This is a genomic window from Modestobacter sp. NPDC049651, from assembly GCF_040659695.1.
In the GTDB taxonomy this organism is placed as follows: Bacteria; Actinomycetota; Actinomycetes; order Mycobacteriales; family Geodermatophilaceae; genus Modestobacter.
This window is the reverse complement of record NZ_JBFAOG010000006.1, coordinates 175561-197015: the sequence shown is the minus strand read 5'-3', so window position 1 is coordinate 197015 and position 21455 is coordinate 175561. Positions and strand designations below refer to the sequence as shown.

At 71.6% G+C, this 21455-nt stretch carries 23 protein-coding genes; 18 read left to right on the top strand and 5 right to left on the bottom strand.

Going from position 1 to position 21455, the window contains the following annotated elements:
- Positions 1-191 precede the first annotated feature (191 nt).
- The 7 genes from AB0J00_RS11410 (at position 192) to AB0J00_RS11380 (ending at position 8916) form a co-directional block, all read left to right on the top strand.
- Positions 192-1355 carry a DUF4238 domain-containing protein gene (locus AB0J00_RS11410; RefSeq protein WP_357744142.1) on the top strand — a complete coding sequence of 388 codons (1164 nt, stop codon included), beginning with the start codon at positions 192-194 and terminating at the stop codon, positions 1353-1355.
- A gap of 655 nt (positions 1356-2010) precedes the next feature.
- The gene (locus AB0J00_RS11405; protein ID WP_357744141.1) at positions 2011-2589 is read left to right on the top strand and encodes a hypothetical protein; all 579 of its coding nucleotides are present in this window, start codon (positions 2011-2013) and stop codon (positions 2587-2589) included.
- Between the two features lie 419 nt (positions 2590-3008).
- Entirely contained in the window at positions 3009-4652 is a 1644-nt protein-coding gene (locus AB0J00_RS11400; RefSeq protein WP_357744139.1) for an N-6 DNA methylase, read from the top strand.
- Between the two features lie 125 nt (positions 4653-4777).
- On the top strand, positions 4778-5677 hold the full coding sequence (locus AB0J00_RS11395) for a hypothetical protein (RefSeq protein WP_357744137.1): 900 nt from the start codon (positions 4778-4780) through the stop codon (positions 5675-5677).
- A gap of 290 nt (positions 5678-5967) precedes the next feature.
- Positions 5968-6651 carry an endonuclease domain-containing protein gene (locus tag AB0J00_RS11390; protein ID WP_357744135.1) on the top strand — a complete coding sequence of 228 codons (684 nt, stop codon included), beginning with the start codon at positions 5968-5970 and terminating at the stop codon, positions 6649-6651.
- 713 nt (positions 6652-7364) lie between these two features.
- Positions 7365-8012 (top strand): dihydrofolate reductase family protein, encoded by a 648-nt coding sequence (locus AB0J00_RS11385; RefSeq protein WP_357744133.1) that lies wholly within the window; start codon positions 7365-7367, stop codon positions 8010-8012.
- A gap of 49 nt (positions 8013-8061) precedes the next feature.
- Positions 8062-8916: an SDR family oxidoreductase gene (locus AB0J00_RS11380; protein ID WP_357744131.1), complete on the top strand. Its 855-nt coding sequence runs from the start codon at positions 8062-8064 to the stop codon at positions 8914-8916.
- A 15-nt stretch (positions 8917-8931) separates the two neighbouring features.
- Here the strand turns inward: AB0J00_RS11380 and AB0J00_RS11375 are convergent, their stop codons facing one another.
- Entirely contained in the window at positions 8932-9720 is a 789-nt protein-coding gene (locus AB0J00_RS11375; protein WP_357744129.1) for a DeoR/GlpR family DNA-binding transcription regulator, read from the bottom strand.
- 87 nt (positions 9721-9807) lie between these two features.
- Here AB0J00_RS11375 and AB0J00_RS11370 point away from each other — a divergent pair, with 87 nt between their 5' ends.
- Genes AB0J00_RS11370 through AB0J00_RS11360 form a run of 3 tightly spaced genes read left to right on the top strand, consistent with a single transcriptional unit; the run spans position 9808 to position 11873 of the window.
- Positions 9808-10953, top strand: coding sequence for a hypothetical protein (locus tag AB0J00_RS11370; protein WP_357744127.1), 1146 nt, complete (start codon positions 9808-9810; stop codon positions 10951-10953).
- Positions 10954-10980: 27 nt separating this feature from the next.
- Complete coding sequence (locus AB0J00_RS11365; RefSeq protein ID WP_357744125.1) at positions 10981-11457, top strand: DUF2505 domain-containing protein; 477 nt, start codon at positions 10981-10983, stop codon at positions 11455-11457.
- A 35-nt stretch (positions 11458-11492) separates the two neighbouring features.
- Positions 11493-11873, top strand: coding sequence for a hypothetical protein (locus AB0J00_RS11360; protein WP_357744123.1), 381 nt, complete (start codon positions 11493-11495; stop codon positions 11871-11873).
- A 5-nt stretch (positions 11874-11878) separates the two neighbouring features.
- On the opposite strand, the gene AB0J00_RS11355 is transcribed toward AB0J00_RS11360, so the two are convergent.
- On the bottom strand, positions 11879-12277 hold the full coding sequence (locus AB0J00_RS11355) for a hypothetical protein (protein WP_357744121.1): 399 nt from the start codon (positions 12275-12277) through the stop codon (positions 11879-11881).
- A gap of 135 nt (positions 12278-12412) precedes the next feature.
- Here AB0J00_RS11355 and AB0J00_RS11350 point away from each other — a divergent pair, with 135 nt between their 5' ends.
- The 4 genes from AB0J00_RS11350 to AB0J00_RS11335 all read left to right on the top strand — a co-directional run bounded on the left by AB0J00_RS11350 (position 12413) and on the right by AB0J00_RS11335 (position 16003).
- The gene (locus AB0J00_RS11350; RefSeq protein WP_357744119.1) at positions 12413-12922 is read left to right on the top strand and encodes a histidine kinase; all 510 of its coding nucleotides are present in this window, start codon (positions 12413-12415) and stop codon (positions 12920-12922) included.
- A gap of 77 nt (positions 12923-12999) precedes the next feature.
- On the top strand, positions 13000-14205 hold the full coding sequence (locus AB0J00_RS11345) for a serine/threonine-protein kinase (protein ID WP_357744117.1): 1206 nt from the start codon (positions 13000-13002) through the stop codon (positions 14203-14205).
- Between the two features lie 48 nt (positions 14206-14253).
- On the top strand, positions 14254-14769 hold the full coding sequence (locus AB0J00_RS11340) for a DinB family protein (protein ID WP_357744115.1): 516 nt from the start codon (positions 14254-14256) through the stop codon (positions 14767-14769).
- 10 nt (positions 14770-14779) lie between these two features.
- A complete protein-coding gene (locus tag AB0J00_RS11335; protein WP_357744113.1) occupies positions 14780-16003 on the top strand; it encodes an acyl-CoA dehydrogenase family protein in 1224 nt (407 codons plus the stop codon).
- Here the strand turns inward: AB0J00_RS11335 and AB0J00_RS11330 are convergent.
- Positions 15951-16769: a helix-turn-helix transcriptional regulator gene (locus tag AB0J00_RS11330; protein WP_357744111.1), complete on the bottom strand. Its 819-nt coding sequence runs from the start codon at positions 16767-16769 to the stop codon at positions 15951-15953. The genes AB0J00_RS11335 and AB0J00_RS11330 overlap by 53 nt on opposite strands.
- A 190-nt stretch (positions 16770-16959) precedes the next feature.
- On the opposite strand from AB0J00_RS11330, the gene AB0J00_RS11325 reads away from it, so the two are divergent.
- Together AB0J00_RS11325 and AB0J00_RS11320 are read left to right on the top strand one after the other, a co-directional pair.
- Positions 16960-17190 (top strand): hypothetical protein, encoded by a 231-nt coding sequence (locus AB0J00_RS11325; protein ID WP_357744109.1) that lies wholly within the window; start codon positions 16960-16962, stop codon positions 17188-17190.
- A gap of 147 nt (positions 17191-17337) precedes the next feature.
- A complete protein-coding gene (locus AB0J00_RS11320; protein WP_357744107.1) occupies positions 17338-17754 on the top strand; it encodes a hypothetical protein in 417 nt (138 codons plus the stop codon).
- Between the two features lie 9 nt (positions 17755-17763).
- On the opposite strand, the gene AB0J00_RS11315 is transcribed toward AB0J00_RS11320, so the two are convergent.
- Positions 17764-18042: a hypothetical protein gene (locus AB0J00_RS11315; protein WP_357744105.1), complete on the bottom strand. Its 279-nt coding sequence runs from the start codon at positions 18040-18042 to the stop codon at positions 17764-17766.
- A 130-nt stretch (positions 18043-18172) separates the two neighbouring features.
- On the opposite strand from AB0J00_RS11315, the gene AB0J00_RS11310 reads away from it, so the two are divergent.
- Both AB0J00_RS11310 and AB0J00_RS11305 read left to right on the top strand, forming a co-directional pair.
- The gene (locus tag AB0J00_RS11310) at positions 18173-19966 is read left to right on the top strand and encodes a thiamine pyrophosphate-requiring protein (RefSeq protein WP_357744104.1); all 1794 of its coding nucleotides are present in this window, start codon (positions 18173-18175) and stop codon (positions 19964-19966) included.
- Positions 19967-19978: 12 nt separating this feature from the next.
- Positions 19979-21007: a S66 peptidase family protein gene (locus tag AB0J00_RS11305; RefSeq protein ID WP_357744102.1), complete on the top strand. Its 1029-nt coding sequence runs from the start codon at positions 19979-19981 to the stop codon at positions 21005-21007.
- A 16-nt stretch (positions 21008-21023) separates the two neighbouring features.
- Here AB0J00_RS11305 and AB0J00_RS11300 read toward each other — a convergent pair whose 3' ends face one another.
- Positions 21024-21455: a MarR family transcriptional regulator gene (locus AB0J00_RS11300; RefSeq protein ID WP_357744100.1), complete on the bottom strand. Its 432-nt coding sequence runs from the start codon at positions 21453-21455 to the stop codon at positions 21024-21026.

Below are 21455 nucleotides of genomic sequence, written 5' to 3'. Positions count from 1 at the left end.
GCCTTTGCGGCATTCATCGCAGGAAGACTAGGTTTTCTCTATCCTCCCCTCGGAATGAGGCACTGCGGACGCGCGGTCCGCGGGGTGTAGAACTTCAACACGCGGCGGGTCCGGTTTGGCGTCCCCGGTCGCCGCACCGCCCGCTGAGGCTGAGCGACTAGGGCCGTCCTGCTCTGGCGTTGCGATCAAGGGTGGGCACCGAGCTGTGGGGCGGCTGGGGCAGCTCTTTGGTGCACCCTCTGGCTCGAGGGGGTAACGCGCGAACCGGACCAAGCCCGAGGCGGCCCCCAGTCGTCGGCCTGCCGAGCTCGTGTGCCACCGACCAGCAGTCGCTATCGACCAGGGAGGCGGTCGCTGAGCATGGCCCGTTCGCCGTTGCGCCAACCATCAACCATCCTGGTGCTGTGTCCCAGAACCCCGCTTCAGGCTCAGGGCCGGTGAAGCGTGACCCCACGGTGCACGTGGGAGCCAGGCATCATTTGGTGCCACGCTTCTATCTAGAGCGCTTTGCGGATAATGATCGCATCGCAGTCGTGAACCGCCACACTCGCGCGCGTCGTGTTGCCATGATCAGAGACACTGCCGCAGAAAGAGACTTCTACACATTCGTGAACAACGACGGGGAGATGGATGGACGCTTGGAGCAATTGCTAGGGCTTGTAGAACATGACGCCGCACGTGTGATCAGGAACGTGACGAGTGTATTCAACGTCCGGCCGACCCAGGATGACCGCGAGGTCATGTGCCTCTTCTTGGCCTTTCAGCTTGCGCGCGGAAGGGCAAGCCGTCGGAAGATCGAATTATTGACAGACATGATGGAACGGTTAAGGGGAAGTGTCGCTCCCGACCAACTTGACAATTTTGAATTCGCCTCGGACCCGAACGAGCACATCCGACTCATCGGCGAGCTCGCCGAGGCCATGATGCCCCACCTACGTCCCCGGCCGTGGTTCCTATTCGATTTCACGAGCCCAGCACTCGTAACAAGCGATGAGCCGGTCGTTCTCCACACTCCGGGGCCACATGAGGACGGGGAGGCGTTGGGGCTGGGGACAGCTCACGAAATATGGCTACCCTTGGACCCCAGGCACCTCCTCGTTCTAGGCAAGCGAGGCGACCCTGGCCCGTTCCATCGGCTCGCAGGCGAAGTGGCCCTTGCAGAGCAGTCGAACTTGCTAGTTGCGCACTCTGCCTACGAAGAGATATACGCACATCCCACTTTCAGCGTCAGGGTGCCAGATCCAGGTCCGGCGGAACCGCTATTCCGCGTTACTGAGGACGCTTCCCCCCTATTGAGGCGCTACAATAAACCGCCGACTAATCGGCGAACACAGCGACGTAAACGAAAGCACTAATCACGACTTGTCGTGTATGAGGATTGGTCCGATACCCCCTGGGGAGAACCCCCTCCTCGGCCCCAGGGGGAGACCGCAGCGTGTAGCACCGTCTCCCTCCCTACTCCCCTCGCGCACGCGCGAGACACGCGCGCGGCATGCCGAAAGGAACGGCGTCTGTGACATCAACTCTGTTGCCCTGCGGTACTTGGGCCGCCTACCGCCGCCACAGACGGCGCGGCGAGGACGCCTGCGAGCCGTGCCAGGAGGCGCAGCGGGCTCGTAGCCGCAAGCGCTACTACGAGCACCGCGAGCGCTACCTGACCAACGCCCGACGCCGTTACGACGAAGTCGTCGCACCTCGGCGCTACGAGCGTGCCGTGCAGGGCAAGACATGCCCCACCTGTTCGCTCACCTTCGACACGACCAACGCGCGACAGACCTTCTGTTGCACCGACTGCCGCCAGTTCAGTACGCGGGAAGGGGCGATGAAGTAGCGAACCCTCCAGCAGACGTGGGTCTCATGTCGCCGACTGGCGGACAACCTCTGCAGCAACGCCTGCGGGAACGCCCGCATCTGCGGGGAGACGTCCGCGTGCCAGCAGGCGTGATCACGGCACCCCGCGGACGCGACCCGCTTCGCAGCACCGTCACACCCCTGACCCAGACTGCCAGCATGGACACGGGGGACGTCACCAGCATCGTCTTGGCGGCCTTGACGGCCGTGTACGTCGTCTACACGGGGCGGCTCAATCACCACACGCGGGACAGTGCGGTCGCTGCGAAGGCGTCGGCCGCAGCAAGCGAGGCGGCAACCACCGCTGCCCTAGAGACCGCCCAAGCGTCACGACGCGCCGCAGAAGCAGCGGAGCGGTCGGCGGCTCTGTCCGAAGCGGTCACGCCAGTTAACTTCACCGCCCGCGTCGTCGCTACAGGATCACGAGGCGTCGCCTGGATCCGGAGCGAGTCGGCCAGCGTGTACGTGTTCTCGGCCAACATCAAGCTGCTGGTGGTGCCGGCCACCACGGGCACCGTCAGAGAGGTCCAGGCGACAGTCCGCATCGCCGACGACGACGGCACCTCCGGGGCCTTCGTCCACCAGGGCGACGAGCTCCTGGCCCCTCTGCCAGAAATCTTGGAACCGGGCGACACCGTCTTCGGCCACGCGACGGTCACGTACAGCTTTGGCACCGAACCGCCTGGTCGCGAGCGCTTCATCGAGGTCGGGCGGCAGCAGGTGACCGCGGAACCTTGATCTTCCGACCAGGACAGCCATCGGGGCGACACGCCAGCGATGCTGCAAAAAGGAGCTGCTCCTTTCTGCACTGTAGAGTGCGGTCGGACAGGGGCAGGGGTTGGAGGGGCAGTGACATCAGGACGCGAGACCAGTCGAGTTGAGCTCCGGGCGGGGGCGAACGCCATCGGCCCGGTCAGGGCGGCGACCGGTTCGACTCAGCCAGGGCGTCGCGTGGCTTCTCCCCGCGTCCCTGGCTACGACGTCGCGATCTTCGTGGACAGGGAGCCGGACTCGATCCTGAGGCCGTACGTCGTCTTGGAGTCGAAGGCCCCGAGGACACATAAGGCGCGTGACATCCACGCCCTCTTCGCCCAGCTGACCCGATACCTGTCTGAGAACCACCAGGAGGAGACGAAGTGACACCCAGTAGCGGGTCCATGAAGCCGGAGGAGCGGGTCCGGCAAAAGACGTTGAAGGACCTTCGCGAGCAGGGGTGGTCCGAAGATCGGCTCCGTTGGCGACCCGAATGGCCGGTACCAGCCACTCCGCACGACCTGACCAAGCGGGAGAGGGGACAGCGATTCGCGATCTGCGGAAGTTGCGACCTAGTCGCCTTCGCCGACAACAGCTGCGAACCCCACGCACTGCAGATCATTTTTGAGTTCAAGGCACCGGACATCGACGCAGGGCGCGACCAGCTCATCCGCTACCTGTCAAGCGAGCCGATGGCCAAGATGGGGTTTTGGACCAACGGCGAGAAGACGTTGGCCATCTACAAGCGCCACACCGCGGACTGGCTGGAAGTTGAGGGCGCAGAGCTCCCCCGTCCGGGCGACGACCTCACCCGGCCCCCGGATCAGCCGCCAACCTGGAACCGCCTCAAGGTGCCAAGCGCGGTCGAACTCGCCGTAGCGCTTCGGCGCCTGGTCGCCACGGTCGTTGTTCAAGATTCGCGCGCCACACGTCGCGAGGACCAGCTACGGGAGTTGGTGCACGTGATGTTGGTCAAGCTCGACAGCGACAGCACGGCCAGCCGCTCGGCGAACGTAGACAAGCCAGTGGCGTTCCGGGTTTACGGCAGTCAGGACACTCGGGTGACGGAGACCGCCAAGGTGATCCGCGAGCGGTTCTCGGAGTATTTCGAGAGCCAGCGGACGCGCATCTTTCATCCCGACGATCGGCCGGAGATCCTGCTCACCGACGAGACGATCTACCGGGTTGTGGCCGAGCTGTCCGGCTATCGCATCCTCGGGGATGACGTCGACGTGCTCGCGAAGGCCTTCCAGGTGTTCCGCTCCCAGGCGCTCAAGTCGGCCGAGGGCCAATTCTTGACGCCTCAGCGGGTCATCCGACCCTGTGTGATGGCCCTAGAAATCACCTCCGAGGACACCGTCATCGACCCGGCCTGTGGCACGGGCGGCTTCCTGTTCGAGGCCCTTCGTCAGGTACGGGACAACGAGTTCCCCGACGAGTCCGAGGTCTGGAACCTCGTCAAGTTTGCCAACGACAAGCTGTATGGGGTCGACATCGACCACATTGGCGTCAAGCTCACGCGGGCGCTGATGATCGCCTTCCGCGACGGATCGACTCACGTGCTTTTGGGGGACTCGGTACGCCGCAGCCTCTGGCCGGCCAAGTTTCCGGGCATTGAGGCCGCTTTGGGTAAGCCGGGGGGCACCGACGTGGAACGGCAATTCACCGTTGCTGTCACCAACCCACCGTTCGGTGAGGACTTGAAGGTGTCTGCGGCCGACGCACGCTCCGCTGGCTACACGATCGCCAAGGCAGCCGCCGCAGGGCGGCGCAAGGAGTACGTCGACCTGGAGATCGGATTGATCTTCTTAGAGCTGTGCCACCGCCTCCTGCGTGTCGGCGGCCGCATCGGCATCGTCCTCCCCGAGACCTACTTCTTCAGCTACAGCTACCGCTGGCTTCCGGACTGGCTGGAAGGTCGCCTGGAGCTCCGCGGGATGGTCAACATCCCGATGGAGGCGTTCGAAGAGTTCTGTCGGGCCAAAACAAACTTCTACATCTTCGAGAAGGTCGGCGAGGGAAAGCCGAAGGACGGGGCGCAGTCGTGATTCACAAGCCGAGCTGGTTCCAGGACGGCATGGTCATGATTTCGAACGCGCCCACTTGTGGGCTTACTAAAGGCGGACGCCTTCTCCCCCTGGTCGACCCAACTACGGGGCAGCGAGTGCTCACCGTGGACGAGGAGACTGGGGAGGAAGTCGAGGCGATCAATGACCGACTCTTGGAGGACATGGAAGCTCTACAGAAGGGCGAGTTAACGGACACCTTGCGCTTCGTCGATGCCCGCGAAGTCTCCATGCGCACGGCAGTCCCGACGTATTACGACCGGCGCTATCACGACGTGTTCACTGAGACACTGACGGAAGAGCGCTTCGCCGGATTCACGAGCGCAACCATCGGGGACCTGATCAAGGACGGCAGGCTAGAGGTCCGCAATGGGCACGGTTCACCCTCGCAGAGTGTTCGAGTGGGCACCGTACCCTACATCAAGGTCAGCGATCTCCGCGCTGGATTGGTGAACATCAACCCCACCAACCGCGTGCCGGCGGCCATTGCTCAAGGATTTTGGCGAGGCACCTCCTCTGGCCTGCGCCCCTGGGACCTGATCTGCCCCGAGCGGACGTCGAAGAACATTGGCGACTTCTGCCTGTTGCTGCCGGGCCAAGAGGACGTCGTGGTCACCAAGGAGGTCATCGTCCTTCGCCCTGGCCCAAAGGCTGACTTTGATGCCTTCTATTTGCTTTGGGCGATGACCTTGACGATCGTCCGCGATCAGTGGCGGCGGGTCATCTTCATGCAGACCAACCGAGAGGACGTTGGCGGCCGGTACCTGGAGATCGAGATCCCTATAGCCCCGACCGCCGAGCGCGCCAACGAGGTGTCCGCAGCCTTTCGCGCCTACTACACCAGCCTCGCTGAGGCACGCGAGGGGCTGCGGGACTTCCTGACCGCCGAGCCCCATCATCACTTCTTCATCGGCAGCGCACACGACCCCGTGGCCGATGAAGACGAAGACGATGTCGAGGCCGGAGTCGAGGCCGTCGCCGAGGAACAGGCGACCACCGAACCCTAGCGGCAGCGTTGACTCAGGCCGGCAGAACACCGGCCTGAGTCGACAGCCACCCTTGGGCGATACTGGTGGCTCAACGTCGGCACGCGTAGCAGCGGCGGCGCTGGTTGACCGCTCAGCTTTCGTCGGTAGCTCGCCGTACGGTCCCCGTCGTGGAGGACACGAAGTGGTGCTCGCGCGGCGAGCATGACGTTCCCCGGCCAGGTTGGACGCCGAGCATGTGGAACCGTACGCGCCGGGGGGCCTGGTGTCGCGAGTGCGTATCGGAGTACCGGTGGTACTCAACTAGGAAGTTGCCCGACCCGAAGCGCAAACTGGGGACCGAGCGAAGGTGTGAAGGCTGCGGCTCGGACATCTCCGACCGTCCGCACCACACCGTCTACTGCGGCGCGGAATGCGGTCGCCGAGCGCGACGAAAGGCTGAACCCGAGCGCTACCGGGAGACAGCTCGCGCCTACTACTACGATCTCCCTCCGGGACGATTCGCCGAGATGCTGGCCGCCCAGAACGGCTGGTGCGCCATTTGCGGAATCGTGCCGGAAAATGGCGGTTTCTTGGATCACGACCATGAGACTGGCCACCCGCGGGGTATCCTCTGTCGTCGCTGCAACTCGGGCATCGGCATGTTGGATGACAGTCCGCAACACTGTCTGAACGCCTACAATTACCTGCGAAGGCCCCCCGCTGGCCCGAGAAGGCCGCCATACCGTGGCTACCGAATGCCGACCGATGCGCACGAGCGAATGCTTGGGGCTCAGGGGGGTGTCTGCCCGATCTGCGGGCAGGTGCCTGTAATTCCCTCGGAGGACCATTGCCACGACCAACTCCTAGTTCGCGGCATAATCTGCTTGAAACACAATACTGGGATCGGATTTTTTGACGACGACCCAATCATTGTTTTCCGCGCGTATGAATATCTGTCGGAAGGTGGCTTCGTCCCGTCCAACACCATGGACGACAAGAACCTGACCTCGTGAAGCCTGCCCGAGACCCATCGGTGTGACGACGTCGACGGTGCCGACGCCGAGGCTCCCACGGAGCAACCAAGGCGGACGACGCAGCGCCCGTCCAACGCCTCGCCGCTCAGCGGCGGGCCCCGACGAGCTGGAACTCGACTTCGGAGACTTGCACCTCAAGTCGACGCGTCGCAGAGGCCATGCTTCTCCGGATGGTGAGCCGGCAAGCCGCCTCCTTCGGCCGGCCCGCCCTCACTCGCAGCCAGCTCATGGTGTGTCGCAACGACCTGGTAGATCGCCGCGCCGCTGATCGTCGAGCGCCACCTCAAGCCCTGTCTTGTGGCCGGACCCGGCTGACGCGCGCTTAGTCCCTCAAGGAGTCTCGGCCGCCCCGTGACCACTTGACCAGGGCGACTGCAGGGGCGGGGTGCGGGGCCCTCTGCCACGAGCCGACCCCTCGACGACTCGACCAACTTCATCGACCAAACTGGGCGCTGACAAGACTGGCATTGAGGCCGCCGTTCAACGCCCGCGCACGACCAAGGGATTGGACCGGTCACGCTCGCCGCCGACATGCATCTCCGCAGGTGAGCACAGCGTTCAGTGTTCGAGTGCTCATAATCCCTGGGTCGTGGGTTCGAGCCCCACCCGCCCCACTCCCCCAGCGATCAGTTCTCCGGCGCTCGGCGGTCTTGCTCTCGACACGAGACGACCACCAGCCCCGGGAGCACGTCATGGGCCTCATCACCATCGAGATGTTCGCGACCCTCGACCTCGTCGGGCAGGCGCCCGGCGGGCCCGAGGAGGACCCGGACAACGACTTCCCGTTCGGCGGCTGGCAGGCGCCGCTGATCGACGAGGTCGCCGGTGCCCAGGTCGCCGCCGCCTACGAGGGCACCGACGCACTCCTGCTCGGCCGGCGCACATACGACATCTTCGCCGGCTACTGGCCCCACCAGGAGGGCGGCGAGGACGACGACATCGCCACCCTGTTCAACTCGATCCCCAAGTACGTCGCCTCCCGCGGCCGGCCCGACCTCGCCTGGGCCGGGTCGACACAGCTCGGCCCCGACCTCGCCGCCGCGGTGCGCGAGGTCCGCGACCGGCACTCCGACGTCAAGGTCGTCGGCAGCATCGACCTGGTGCAGACCCTGCTGCGCGAGAAGCTGTTCGACCGGCTCGACCTGTGGCTGCACCCGGTCGTGCTCGGCGTCGGGAAGAAGGTCTTCGCCGGCGGCGCGGTGCCCACGAACCTCACGCTGCTCCAGCCGCCGGCAGCAAGCCCGACGGGCGCGGTGTACCTGCGCTACGGCCTCGCCGAGGGCACCCCGGCCACCGGCGACATGAGCGCACCCGACCGCGGCCTCGGACACGACGGCTGACGCCGTCCACCTCCCACCGGTGCGCACCGCGGCACTCCAGGATGCCGCGGTGCGCACCGACCGCCCCGCCGTCCTGATCACCGGCTGCTCCTCCGGCCTCGGCCTCGAGACCGCCGTCGAGCTCGCCGGCCGCGGCTGGCAGGTGGTCGCCTCGATGCGCGATCCCGTCCGGCGCGGGGCCCTCGACGAGCGCGCCCGGTCTGCGGGGCTCGGCCCGCTGGACGTCGTCCCGCTCGACGTGGCCGACGCCGCGTCGTCCGAGCAGGGCGTCAAGGCAGCGCTGGAGCTGACCGGCGGCCGCCTCGACGCGGTCGTCAGCAACGCGGGGACGGCGAGCGGCGGCGCGTTCGAGGACACCGACGAGGACGAGTGGCGGCGGGTGCTGGAGACCAATCTCATCGGCACGCTCCGGCTGACCCAGCTGGTCCTGCCGGTGCTGCGGCAGCAGCGGTCCGGGCGGCTGGTGTTCATCTCCAGCGACTCGGCCCGCTACGGCAACCCCGGCTTGTCGCTCTACTGCGCGTCGAAGTGGGCACTGGAGGGCTGGGCCGAGTCGCTGGCGTACGAGGTGGAGCCGTTCGGCGTCCGGGTGTCGCTGGTCGAGCCGGGCAACTACGACACCGCGATCTGGGCGACGACGCCGCGCATCACGCCGCCGGGCAGCGCCTACGCCGGCATGGCGATGATCGTCGAGCGGTTCGTGGAGACCCAGCACCTCCCGCAGTCACGGGACCCCCGCGAGGTGGCCCGGGCCGTCGCCGGCGTGCTGACCGCGCGCCGGCCCGCCTTCCGGGTGCCGGTCGGGCCGGACGCCAAGGTCGCCGCCGTCCTCGGCCGGCTCCCCTACCGGCTGACCGCCGCCGCGGTCCGCCGGGTCACCGGCCTGCACCGCTGGCGCCCCTGAGCCGGGGCATCCAGATCAGGAGGCGCGCGAGTCGGCCTCGGCCACCGGCTCGGCGAGGACCACCTGCACGCCGCGTTCGCGCCACTGCGCCGCCGCCTGCGCGTCGTCGATGACCAGCAGGTCGATCTGCTCGGGCAGCAGGACCAGGTGCGGCGCGACCGCGTCGTGCTTGCTGCCGTCGGCCAGCACCGCGGTGCGCCGGGCGGCCTGCGCCATGGCCGTCTTCGCGTCGGCGTCCGGACCGCTGACCGACGTCGCACCGGACGCCGGGTCGAGCGCGCAGGCACCGAGGAACGCCCACTCGGCACGGTGCCGGGCGAGCGCGGCGACGGTTCCCGAGCCGATGAAGTAGCGGGAGCGCCGGTCCCACTGCCCACCGGTGAGCGTCAGCTGCACCTCGTCGTCGTCCTCGAAGACCAGCGCGATGTCCAGCGAGTTCGTGATCACCGACAGCGGCCGCACCTGCAGTGCCCGGGCGAACGCGAGCACCGTCGAACCGGCGTCGAGGACGATGGTGTCCCCGGGCGCCACGAGGTCGGCGGCCGCAGCGGCCACGGCGATGGCGTCCTTGGCCGCGGCGGCGACGTCGGCGCGGTCCACCCACGCCATCCGCGCGGGGTCCAGCAGCACGGCGCCGCCATGGGTCTTCTGCAGGTGCCCGGCATCGGAGAGGGCCCGCAGGTCGCGCCGGACGCTGTCCTCGGAGACGTCGAGCAGCGCGGCCAGTGCGGCGACCTCGACGCGGCCGTGCCGGTGCAGCTCGTCGAGGATCCGTGCCTGACGCTCGCGCGCAAAGACCCGCATGACCTGTCCCGCCTCCTGCTGTTCTCTGCTTGACTCTGCCGAAGTCTGCACGATTGACTACCGAGCATGCAAGCGACCACGGGGTTCTTGCCACCCGCTCGGACCTCTTCGCCCGTCGCGCTCGCCGTCACCGGCGTCGTCGGCTTCCTGGTGCTCGGTGCGCTCGCCAGCGTCCTGGGGCCGACGCTCCCGGACCTCCGGTCCCAGCACGGGCTCGGCGCGGGCAGCGCCTCGCTGCTGCCGGCCGCGTTCTCCGGCGGCTCCGCGCTGGGCGTCGGCGCGGCCGGGCTGCTGCGCGGACGGCGGTCGGTCGCCGAGCTGATGACGACAGGGGCGCTCGCCCTCGCGCTCGGCTGCGCGGCCGTGCCCGTCGCCCCCGGCGGCGCCGCGGCTGGTGCGTGCCTGCTGCTCGCCGGCCTGGGCTTCGGGATGCTGGACCTGCTGCTGAACCTGACCCTCGCCCGGTCGTTCGGGTCGGGCAGCGGCGCCGTGCTCATGGCGGTCAGCGCCGCCTTCGGCGTGAGCGCCGTGGTCACGCCGGTCGCCGTCGGCTGGTTCCCCGAGCGGCTGGCCCCGCCGTACTGGGCGTGCGCGGTGGGCGGCCTGGTCCTCGCCGCGCTGACCACCCGGCTGCGCGTCGCCACGACACCGGTCCAGCGCAGCCGGCACACCTCGTCCTGCCCCGGCGAGCTGCTGGTCGTGCTCCTGCTGGCGGCCGTGCTGCTCGGCTACGTCGCCGTCGAAGGTGGTGCGGCCGGCTGGGAGACCACCCACCTGCGCGCGGCCACCGACCTCAGCGCCGGCCGCGCCGCCCAGGCGGTCGCGCTGTTCTGGCTGGGGCTGACCGTGGGCCGCCTGCTGGCCGCGCCGCTGGCCCTGCGCCACCACCCGAGCCGGCTGGTGATCGGCTCGATGGCCGCGGCGACGGTCGCGCTCGCCCTGGCCACGCACGGACCGCTGGCCGTGCCCGCCTACGCGCTGGCCGGGCTGCTGCTCGCCCCGGTCTTCCCCGCGGTCATCGCCTGGCACGCCGGGGAGGCCCCCGGCGGCCGCGGCGCGACGCTGGTCTTCGCCGTCGGCCTGGCCGGTCCGCTGGCCGCGTCCCCGCTCATCGGCATCGTCGTCGAGGCCACCGACGCCCGCGCCGTCCCCTGGGTGCTCGCCGGGGTGGCGGCCACCACCGCCGGCGTCGCCGTCGTCCTCGCCCGCCGCACCGCGTCCCGGCGAGCGTGACCGGTCCGGACGACGCAAGCTGGGGGCGTGGCCATCGACGCGACCTACACCTGGGCCGGCACACCCGACGCCGCCCTCGCCCTCCTCACCGACGAGCAGTTCCTCCGTGATCGCGGCAAGGCCCTCGGCGCGGAGGTGGACGACGTGACCGTCTCCGGCACCGAGACCGTCTCCCGCCTCGCCGCCCCGACCCAGGGCATCCCGCCGATGTTCGCGAAGTTCGTCGGCTCCTCGGTGGCCTTCGTCGAGACGACCACCTGGACGCCGGACGGCGCGGGCGGCCACCGCGCGGCGCTCGACGCCCGCGCCGAGATCTTCGGCCGGTCCGCGATCGTCTCCGGCGAGCGCCGCCTCGTGCCCGACGGCGCCGGCACCCGCTCGACCGTGCACGCGGACGTGACGGTGAACGCGCCGTTCATCGGCGGCCAGGCGGCGTCGGCCGTGGGTCAGCTCGTCGAGCTGGTGCTCCGCCGCGAGGACGAGCTCGTGCGCCAGCGGCTCTGACCGGGACTGTCGGACCCCGGCGCCACACTGCCGGCATGGCCGCCTTCTTCCTCCCCCGCGCCGCCGACGACGAGCAGGCCGAGCGGCTGTACGAGGCGCTGGCGGAGTTCGCCGGCTGCGAACCCGCGCCGCCCGCCGAGCGGGTGCAGTCGATCGCCTTCCGCCAGGACGGCTGGGAGTGGACAGCGGCGGTCGGCGAGGAGGTCCGCGGCGAGCGCACCACCCGCACGCTGCGCCGCGGCGAGGTGCTCGAGCACACCGAGACCTCGACGGCGACCTGCCGGGTGCTCGCGGTCTACCCGGGCACCCCGTTCGTCGTCGTCACCGACGCCCAGCCGATCACCGGCACCGCGTCGGAGTGGGCCAACCCCTTCACCGCCGAGCCCGAGCGGGTCACCCGCTTCGCGCCGCGGTGACCGGGTCACCAGCCGCGCGCGCGGCCCTCACCGAGCAGGTGCGAGTCGACCAGGGCCACCGGGACGCCGACCGTCCGGTCGTCCGCGAGCGTGAGGGTGCCCGCCTCCCGGTCGTAGCCGGTCACCGTGTCGAACCGGATCCGGTCGTGCCCGACCACCGTGGGCGTGCCGGTGTCGTCCGGGCCCCCGACGTCGAGGGTGAAGCCGTCCACCCGCAGCACGTGGAAGACCGGGGTGGTGATCCAGAAGGCCTCCGCGACGAACGCCGGGAACCCGCCCCGCGCCTCGTCGGGGAGCACCCGCCCCCAGGCGTCGGCGGGCACCTTCCCCTTCATCGCGTCACGGATCTCGGGGAACGAGCTCAGCGGCACCCACGTCGGCGGGACCGGCTCCCAGTTGGCCACCGCCGCACTCTAGGCCGCGCACCGGGAGCGCCCCAGGAGCACCGTCCGTCACGCCCGTCCCACCGGACGGCACAGTTCGGGTACAGGGGCGTCCAAGGCATTGACCCCTACCCGGATCGGGCATAGGACGGCGCCATGGCCGCACTCGCCGTGGAGGACCTCGCTCCGTTCCCGGACTGGGCGACCGCCGGCCGCAGCGCGCTGACCTTCCTGCACCGCACGGTCGGGCTCGACGTCTGGATGCTCACCCAGGTGGTCGGCGACCAGCAGGTGATCCTGCACGCGCACCCCGCGACCGACATCCCGCCCGGCACCGCGGTGCCCTGGGACCGGAGCTTCTGCCGCAAGATGGTCACCGGCGAAGCGCCCCGGGTGGCCACCGTGGCCGCCGCGGTCCCCGCCTACCGCGACGTCATGGTGGGCGCCGACCAACGGGTCGCCGCGTACTTCGGGGTCCCGTTGGTCACCCGGGCCGGCACGCTGTTCGGCACCGTCTGCGGTGTCTCCTCCCGCGCCCAGCCGCTGAGCCTGACCCGCCACCTGCCGGTGGTCGAGTTCACCGCCCGCATGCTCAGCAGCCTGCTGCCCGAGGACGCCGTCCACGCCGACGGGCCGATCACCTCCGCCGCGGGCCAGGACCGCTGAGCCGGTGCCTCCCCAGCACCCCACCCCGGGAGCCGGACGGCGTTTGCCGACGCCGGCCGGTGCCTACTGACGCGATCATGACGACCGAGCCCCCGGCGGGGAACCGGGTCGTCGGCGGACGGTACGACCTCGTCGACGAACTGGGGCGCGGTGGCATGGGCGTGGTCTGGCTGGCCCACGACCGCGTGCTGCACCGCGAGGTCGCCCTCAAGGAGATCTCCTACCCGCTGCACGTCACCGACGCCGAGCGCGCCGTGCTCCGCGAGCGCACGCTGCGCGAGGCCCGCGCCGCCGCCCAGCTGGAGCACCCGCACGTCGCCGCCATCCACGACATCGTCGAGGAGGACGGCCGGCCCTGGCTGGTGATGGAGCACGTGCGGTCCCGCAGCCTGCAGCGCATCCTCGAGGAGGACGGCCCGGTCGCCCCTGCGCAGGCCGCCCGCATCGGGCTCGACGTCCTCTCCGCCCTCGAGGTCGCGCACGCCGCCGGGATCGTCCACCGCGACGTGAAGCCGGCCAACGTCCTGATCACCGATGACGGTGACGCCTGCCTGACCGACTTCGGCATCGCCACCACGACCGAGGACTCCACGCTGACCGCGCAGGGCGCGGTCCTCGGGTCACCGTCCTACATGGCTCCCGAGCGCGCGCACGGCGAGCCGGCCACCCCGGCGGTCGACCTGTGGTCGCTGGGCGCGACGCTCTACGCGGCCGTCGAGGGGCGCACCCCGTTCGGCGGGGACGAGCCGATGGCCATCCTGCTCGCCGTGATCGAGGAGGAGCCCGCGCGCCCGACCGCCGCCGGGCCGCTCACCCCGGTGCTCGACGGTCTGCTCCGCAAGGACCCCGCCACCCGCATGTCGGCGGCCGAGGTCCGCCGGGAGCTGACCGTCGTGGCCGGAGGGCAGACCACCGAGGACGCCGACCCACAGCACACCGCCCAGCAGCAGGCCGCCCAGCAGCCGGGCTCCGAGGCACCCGCGCCGATCACCCGGCGCGCCATCCGGGCGCTCCGGGGTGGGGACGTCGTGCGCATCGACTTCGGCGAACTGGTCGCCCTGGCATCGTCGTCGCGGGCCGCGCTGGGCACCGTGGTCCGGGAGGTCAACGAGCGCCGGCACCAGCCGCCGATGACGCGGCGCGAACGGCGGGCCGCGGCCAAGCAGCGCCGGTACCGGTTCAAGCGCCGCTGGGTCGTCGTCCCGATGGTGCTGCTGGTGCTGCTCGTCGTCCTGGTGCTGGGCGTCGTCGCGCTGCTGGTCACCGGGGCCATCCAGCTGTAGCGGCACGGCGCCGGTTGGACCGGGGCGCTCGAGGGGTAGCCGCCGCTCATGGAATCGCGCGAGCTGCTGCTGACCGCCTTCGACAACATCGAGCAGGCCGTGCGCGGCGTGCTCGACGGCATCGACCCCGCGCTGCTGACCGAGCGGGTCGACCCCGAGGCCAACACGATCGCCTGGCTCACCTGGCACCTCACCCGGGTGCAGGACGACCACGTCGCCGAGGTCGCCGGCCACCCGCAGGCCTACACCGACGCCGGCTGGGCCGACCGGTTCGCGCTCCCCTTCGAGCCCACCGCGCTCGGCTACGGCTTCAGCGCCGAGCAGGTCGGCCAGGTGCAGGTCACCGATCCGCAGCTGCTGGTCGACTACCACGCCGACGTCCACCGCCGGACCGCCGAGTTCCTGCAGACCGTCGGCGCCGACGACCTCGACCGGGTCGTCGACGAGCGCTGGGACCCGCCGGTGACCCTCGGCGTCCGGCTGGTCAGCGTCGTCACCGACGACCTGCAGCACGCCGGCCAGGCCGCCTACCTCCGGGGCGTGCTGGAGCGGACCCGCGGGTAACTTCCGTGAGGTGAGCAACGACGCCACCCCCACGCCGCCGGACTTCTACGTCCTCGAGGACCTGCTGACCGCCGACGAGATCGAGGTCCGCGACCGGGTCCGCGACTTCTGCGCCCGCGAGGTAACGCCGGTCATCGGCGACTACTGGGAGCGCGCCGAGTTCCCGTTCGAGCTGCTGCCCAAGCTGGCCGGGCTGGGCATCATGGGCGGCACCATCCAGGGCTACGGCTCGCCGGGTATGAGCGCGGTCGCCGCGGGCCTGGTCGCCGCGGAGTGGGCTCGCGCCGACGGCAGCATGGGCACCTTCTACGGCGTGCACAGCTTCCTGGCCATGCAGTCGATCGCGATGCTCGGCAGCGACGAGCAGAAGGAGCGCTGGCTGCCGGCGATGGCCCGGCTGGAGACCATCGGCGCCTTCGGGCTCACCGAACCCCAGCACGGTTCGGACGCCGTGGCGCTGGAGACCCGGGCGGTCCGCGACGGCGACGAGTACGTGCTGCACGGCGCGAAGAAGTGGATCGGCAACGGCACCATCGCCGACCTGGTGATCATCTGGGCCCGCGACGAGAACGGCGACGTCGGCGGCTTCGTCGTCCCCAAGGGGTCGGCCAACTGGACCGCCACCCGGATGACCGGCAAGACCGCGCTGCGCGCGGTGTGGCAGGCCGAGATCACCCTGGACGGCGTGCGGGTGCCGGCGGAGAACCGGCTGGCGAACTGCCGCTCGTTCAAGGACGTCGCCCAGGTGCTGGACCGCACCCGGTACACCGTGGCCTGGCGGGCGCTGGGCATCGCCGAGGCCGCCTACGAGCTGGCGCTCCGGCACACGTTGCAGCGCGAGCAGTTCGGCCAGCCGATCGCCGGCTACCAGCTGGTGCAGGAGAAGCTCGCCCGGATGCTCGCCGAGGTCACGAGCATGCAGCTGCTGAGCTGGCGGCTGGCCAAGCTGGCCGACGAGGGCCGGATGACCGCCGCGATGGCGTCGATGGCCAAGATGAACAACGCCAAGAAGGCCCGGCAGATCGTCGCCGACGCCCGCGACCTGTTCGGTGGCGACGGCATCCTGCTGGAGCACCACATCGCCCGGCACCACGGCGACATCGAGGCGATCTACACCTTCGAGGGCACCGACCACGTGCAGGCGCTCATCGTCGGCCGGGAGATCACCGGGCTGTCGGCGATCACCGGTCGCCGTCGGGAGAAGAAGGCGCCCGAACCGCCGCAGTCGATCTAGCCCGCAAGTGCGCCGGCGCGTGCGGCATCGCCACCGCCGCGGCGGCCGCGATGCTGTGCACGCCGACGCGCTCGCGGATGTGCTCCATGTGCTTGCGCACCGTGCCCACCGAGATGAACAGCTGGGCGGCGATGTCGGCGTTGGAGCGCCCCGCCGCGGCCAGCGCGAGCAGCTCCCACTCCCGGGGGCTCAGCCGGGGGACGGCGGCCCGGCGGCGCTCGGCGTCCAGCCAGATCTCCTGCAGGTGCGGGCGCAGCAGCGTGACCACCTGCCGGTCGCGCTCGGTGAAGCCGGGCGAGGTGCCCCGGAAGAACACCACCCGGCGGGCCTCACCCGGGGGCGCCGGCAGGGAGACGATCATCGCCGCCGCGATGTCGGGCAGCACCTCCCGCATGGGGTCGGCCAGCCGCTGCCGCTCGGTCGGGAAGAAGTCGCCGGTGTGCACGACCCGGCGCAGGTCCCCGCTGCGCTGCGGCCAGGAGCACGGCGACGCCCACCAGTTCCGCCAGAACGGGTCGGCGGGGTCCGGGGCGATCGCCTCGGCGGGCAGCCGCACGTCGCCGGGCTCGACCGACTGGATGCACGGGGTCCCGCAGGCCCGCAGGTCGTGGTGCTGGTAGTTGACCTCGACGTCGCAGGGCACGAGCCGCGCGAGGCCCTCCAGCAGGGCCCACGGCAGGGCGTCGGCGGGGTCGTCGGCGTAAGCGTCCTCGACCACCGCGGCCATCAGGTCGAGGTCACCGCTGCGCAGGTCGCTGCTCGTCATCGCCCCTCCCCCGGGGCCGGGGGTGCGCGCGGTCTCACGCTGTGCCGACGGTAGGCCGGTGTCCTCGGCTGCGGAATACGCCCGGATGCGGATACCGCGCGGCCCGCCGGCTGCGGAGCCTGGAACGGCGCCGCCCACCGGGCGACGGCACCAGCCCGCGGGCCGCCCGGCGGCCCGGAAGGAGACCGTCATGTCCGCGCTGCACCCGCACCTCCCGTTCTCCCTGACCCACCGCGCCCAGTGGGCGCTGGCGGTCGCGCTCGTCGTCGTCGCCGCCGCGGTCACCGCCGTGGTGCTGCTGGTCACCGGTGGCGCGCAGCCGGCCATCGGCGACGTCGGCACCCCGGGCACCAGCCAGGGCACCGACCTGGGTGGGCCCATCGACTCCTGCTCCGGAGCGCCCGCCGGCACCGCGTGCTGACCACCCGCCCACCCCGGGTGCACGGGACCGCACCGCCTGTGGTCACACCCTGTGCAGCGCCGCCGCCGGGCGCGCCGTCGCCCCGGCGCCCGGGCGGCGGGCGCACGGTCGGTCCCCCTCGTCCAGGTCGGCGGCAGGAGCGTCGCGATGGCCGGTCACCCGAGTCATCCCCGGGGTCGGGCGTGGCCGGCCGGGCCCGCGCTGGGCGCGGCCCTCGTGCTGGGCGCCTGCGGGCACGGGCTCTGCGAGGCCGCCACCCCGGCGGCCGACATCTCCACCCAGCTCGTGGGCAGCTGGCCGGACCGGGACCGGCTGCAGGTCACCGTCGGCTGCCCGCCGGGCGACGAGTGCGGTTTCCTCGACGGCCCGGTGAGCGGTCCGGGCGTGCGGTCGCTGCACATCGGCACCGTGCTCCGGCCCGCGGCGGTGCAGGTGACGGTGACCGAGGTCGACACCGGGCGGGTGCGGGTGGACCGGCCCCTGCGGCTGGACTACGAGCCCGTCGGCCCCCAGACGGAGTGCACGGGCGCGGCGCGCGCAGTGGCGGCCGTGCTCCCGCCCTGAGCGGGCGGGTCAGCTCTGCGAGGCGGGAGTGGCCCGGCTGGCGCCGGTCTTCTGCCGGCACTCGGGGCAGCCGGCCCGGCCGGCGCCCACCTTGTCCCAGCGCTGGGTGCCCCACACCTGCACGATCGCGCCGCACACGGCCAGCTCGACCTCGCCGTCCAGCTCGTCGGCGGGCCGGACGGCCTCCACGGCGTGCCACGAGGCAGCTTGCTCCTCCGGCGGGCCCCATCGACGGTCCGGCCGGGCGAACCCTACGGCGTAGTCGCTCACGCGCTGGGTGTTACCCACGCCACAGATGGTCAACCGTGGATGTGTCGTGCGTGACGCATCCCGGTGAACAACCTGTTCCGGTTGTCCGGCGGGCGGCCGGGTAGGGGGCGGCCGGACCGGTCACCGCGGCCGGCCGGGGAGGACGGCGATGGGCGAGCAGGACGACGGGCAGCTGGTCGCCGACCTGGTGGTGGAACGGCTGCGCGCATGGGGCGTGCACCGGCTGTTCGGCCACTCCGGCGACGGCGTCAACACCCTGCTCGGCGCGCTGCGGCGGGCCGGCGGTGCGATCGAGTTCGTGCAGGCGCGGCACGAGGAGAACGCCGCGCTGATGGCGGTCGGCCACGCCAAGTACACCGGCGGCGTCGGCGTCGTCCTGTCCACCCAGGGCCCGGGCGCGGTGCACCTGCTCAACGGCCTGTACGACGCGAAGCTCGACCACGTCCCGGTGGTGGCGATCGTCGGCCAGCAGCAGACCACCGCGCTGGGCACCGGCTACCAGCAGGGCCTCGACCTGCAGACCCTGTTCGGCAACGCCACCGGCTACGTGCAGATCGTGCTCTCCGCCGAGCACGCCCCGCTGGTGGTCGACCAGGCGTTCCGCACCGCGCTGGCCACCCGGCAGCCGTGCGCGGTGGTGCTGCCGCACGACGTCCAGGAGCAGCCGGCCCCCGGCGCACCGCCGCACGAGCACGGCGTGGTGCCCACCGCGGTCGAGTGGCGCCGGCCCCGGGTGCGCCCGCACGACGCCGACCTGCAGGAGGCCGCCGCGGTGCTCAACGCCGGGCGGAAGGTCGCGCTGCTCGTCGGCCAGGGCGCCCGCGCGGCCCGCGCGGAGGTGCAGGCGGTCGCCGACCGGCTCGGCGCCGGGGTGACCACCAGCCTGCTCGGCAAGCCGTACGTCGACGAGCGGCTGGCCAGCAGCGTCGGCGTCATGGGACACCTCGGCACCAGTGCCGCCGGCTGGCTGATGGACCAGTGCGACACCCTGCTGATCGTCGGCAGCAACGACCCGTGGACCGAGTTCTACCCGGCACCCGGCCAGGCGCGGGCGGTGCAGGTCGACCTGGACTCCGCCGTCCTGGGCAACCGGTACCCGGTCGAGGTCGGCCTGCCCGGCGACGCCGCCGAGACCCTCGCCGCCCTGCTGCCGCTGCTCGAGGGCCGGGCGGACGACGGCTGGCGGGACGAGGTGGCCGCGCAGGCGGAGCGCCGGGACGCCCTCGCCGGGGAGCGGGCCGCGCTGCCCGCGCGGCCGCTCAACCCCGAGCTGGTGGTGCGCGAGCTCAGCGCCCGGCTGCCGGCGGACGCGCAGCTCAGCGTGGACGTCGGCTCGGTCGTCTACTGGTACGCCCGGCACCTCACGCTGCCCGAGGGCGTGCCCGCGCACCTCTCCTCGACGCTGGCGTCGATGGGCTCGGCGCTCCCGTACGGCCTGGCCGCGAAGCTCGCCGCGCCGGACCGCCCGCTGGTCGCCCTGGCCGGCGACGGCGCGATGCAGATGAACGGCATCGCCGAGCTGGTCACCGTCGCCGACCGCTGGCGGAGCTGGGCCGACCCGCGCTTCGTCGTCCTGGTGCTGGACAACGGCGACCTCGCCGAGGTGAGCTGGGAGCAGCGGGAGATGGAAGGCGACCCCCGGTTCCGCGACAGCCAGCGGCTGCCGCCCTTCCCCTACGCGCAGTACGCCGACCTGCTCGGGTTGCGCGGCATCCGGGTCGACTCCCCCGCCGACGTCGGCACCGCCTGGGACGAGGCGCTGGCCGCGGACCGGCCGGTGGTGCTGCAGGCCGTCGTCGACCCCGACGTCCCGCTGCTGCCGCCGTTCCCCGCCGGCGAGGCGAAGAGCGAGCAGATGGCCACCGGGCTGCGGCAGGAGGGCGCGGACGGAGCCGGCGCGCTGCGGCTGCTGGAGGCGCAGGTGGAGCAGGAGCGCGGCTGACACCATGCGGGGATGACGCTCCGCTTCCCGGCCCCGCTGGTGCCCGGCGACAGGCTCGGGGTCACCGCGCCGTCGTCCGGGCTGCCCGACCGGCTGCGCCCGCGGCTGGAGTTCGCCGTCCGCCGGCTCCGCGACGCGGGCTTCGACGTCGTCCTCGGCGACTGCCTGGGCGAGGGGGACGGCGTGGTCAGCGCCCCCGCAGCCGACCGTGCGGCCGAGCTGTCCGCGCTGCTGACCGACCCGGCCGTCCGCGCGGTCGTGGCGCCGTGGGGCGGGGAGCTGGCCGTCGAGCTGCTGCCGCACCTGGACGTCGCCGCGCTCACCGCCGCCGACCCCACCTGGCTGGTCGGCTTCTCCGACCTCTCCACCCTGCTGCTGCCGCTGACCCTGCGCACCGGCACCGCCACCGTGCACGCGGAGATGCTGCTGGACACCCCGTACCGGGTGCCCGCGCCGCTGCGGTCGTGGCTGGACGTGGTCACCGCGCCACCGGGTGGACCGGTCGAGCAGGGCGCCACCACGCGGCACCTGCGCGGGCACGGCCCGAGCTGGGTGCGCCGCCCCCGCGCCACCCGCCGCCGGTACCGGGCCCGCGGCAGCTGGCGGACGTTGCGCCCGGGCCCCGTGCACGCGTCGGGCCGGCTGCTCGGCGGTTGCCTGGACACCGTCTCCACGCTGGCCGGCACGCCGTGGGGCGACGTGCCCGCCTTCGCCGCGGCCGAGGCGCCCGAGGGGCTGATCGTGTACCTGGACGTCGCCGAGCACGCGGCCTACGACGCCGCCCGCGACCTCTGGCGGCTGCGGCTGGCCGGCTGGTTCGACGCGGCCACCGCCGTGCTGGTGGGCCGCACCGCCGCGCCCGGCTCGCCGCACCTGGACCAGGACGACGCGGTGGCCCGGGTGCTCGGCGACCTCGGTGTGCCGGTCGTGCTCGACGTCGACCTCGGGCACGTGCCGCCGCAGCTGGCGCTGGTCAACGGCGCCCGGGCGGAGCTGGTGGTGGACGGCGGGGAACGCCGGCTCACCCAGTGGCTGGGCTGAGCTCCCCGGGGACCGGTCAGCCGCCGAGCTCGGCCAGCGCCGAGCGCAGCGCCGCCACCCGGTCGGCGCCGATCTGCCCGGCGAACGCGGCCTCCTGCGCGGCGACCAGCGACTCCCAGCGGGCCAGCCGGGTGCGGCCGAGCGCCGAGGGGTGCACGACGACCCGCCGGCCGTCGTCCGGGTCGGGCAGCCGGTAGACCAGCGCCGCGTCGACCAGCCCGTCGACCACCCGGGTGGCCGTGGGCCCGGGCAGGTGCAGCGCCGCGACCAGCTGGCCCATCGTCCGGCCGGGCGAAGCGACCAGGCAGCGGAGCACCCGGTACCCGTCCAGGGTGGCGCCGTCCTCGGCCAGCGCGGCGGCCACCGCCCGGCTCACCCGGCGCGAGGTCGCGGTGAGCAGCTCCACCAGGTCGGCGCCGGCCGGAGCGGCCACTCTCCCCCCGGTCAT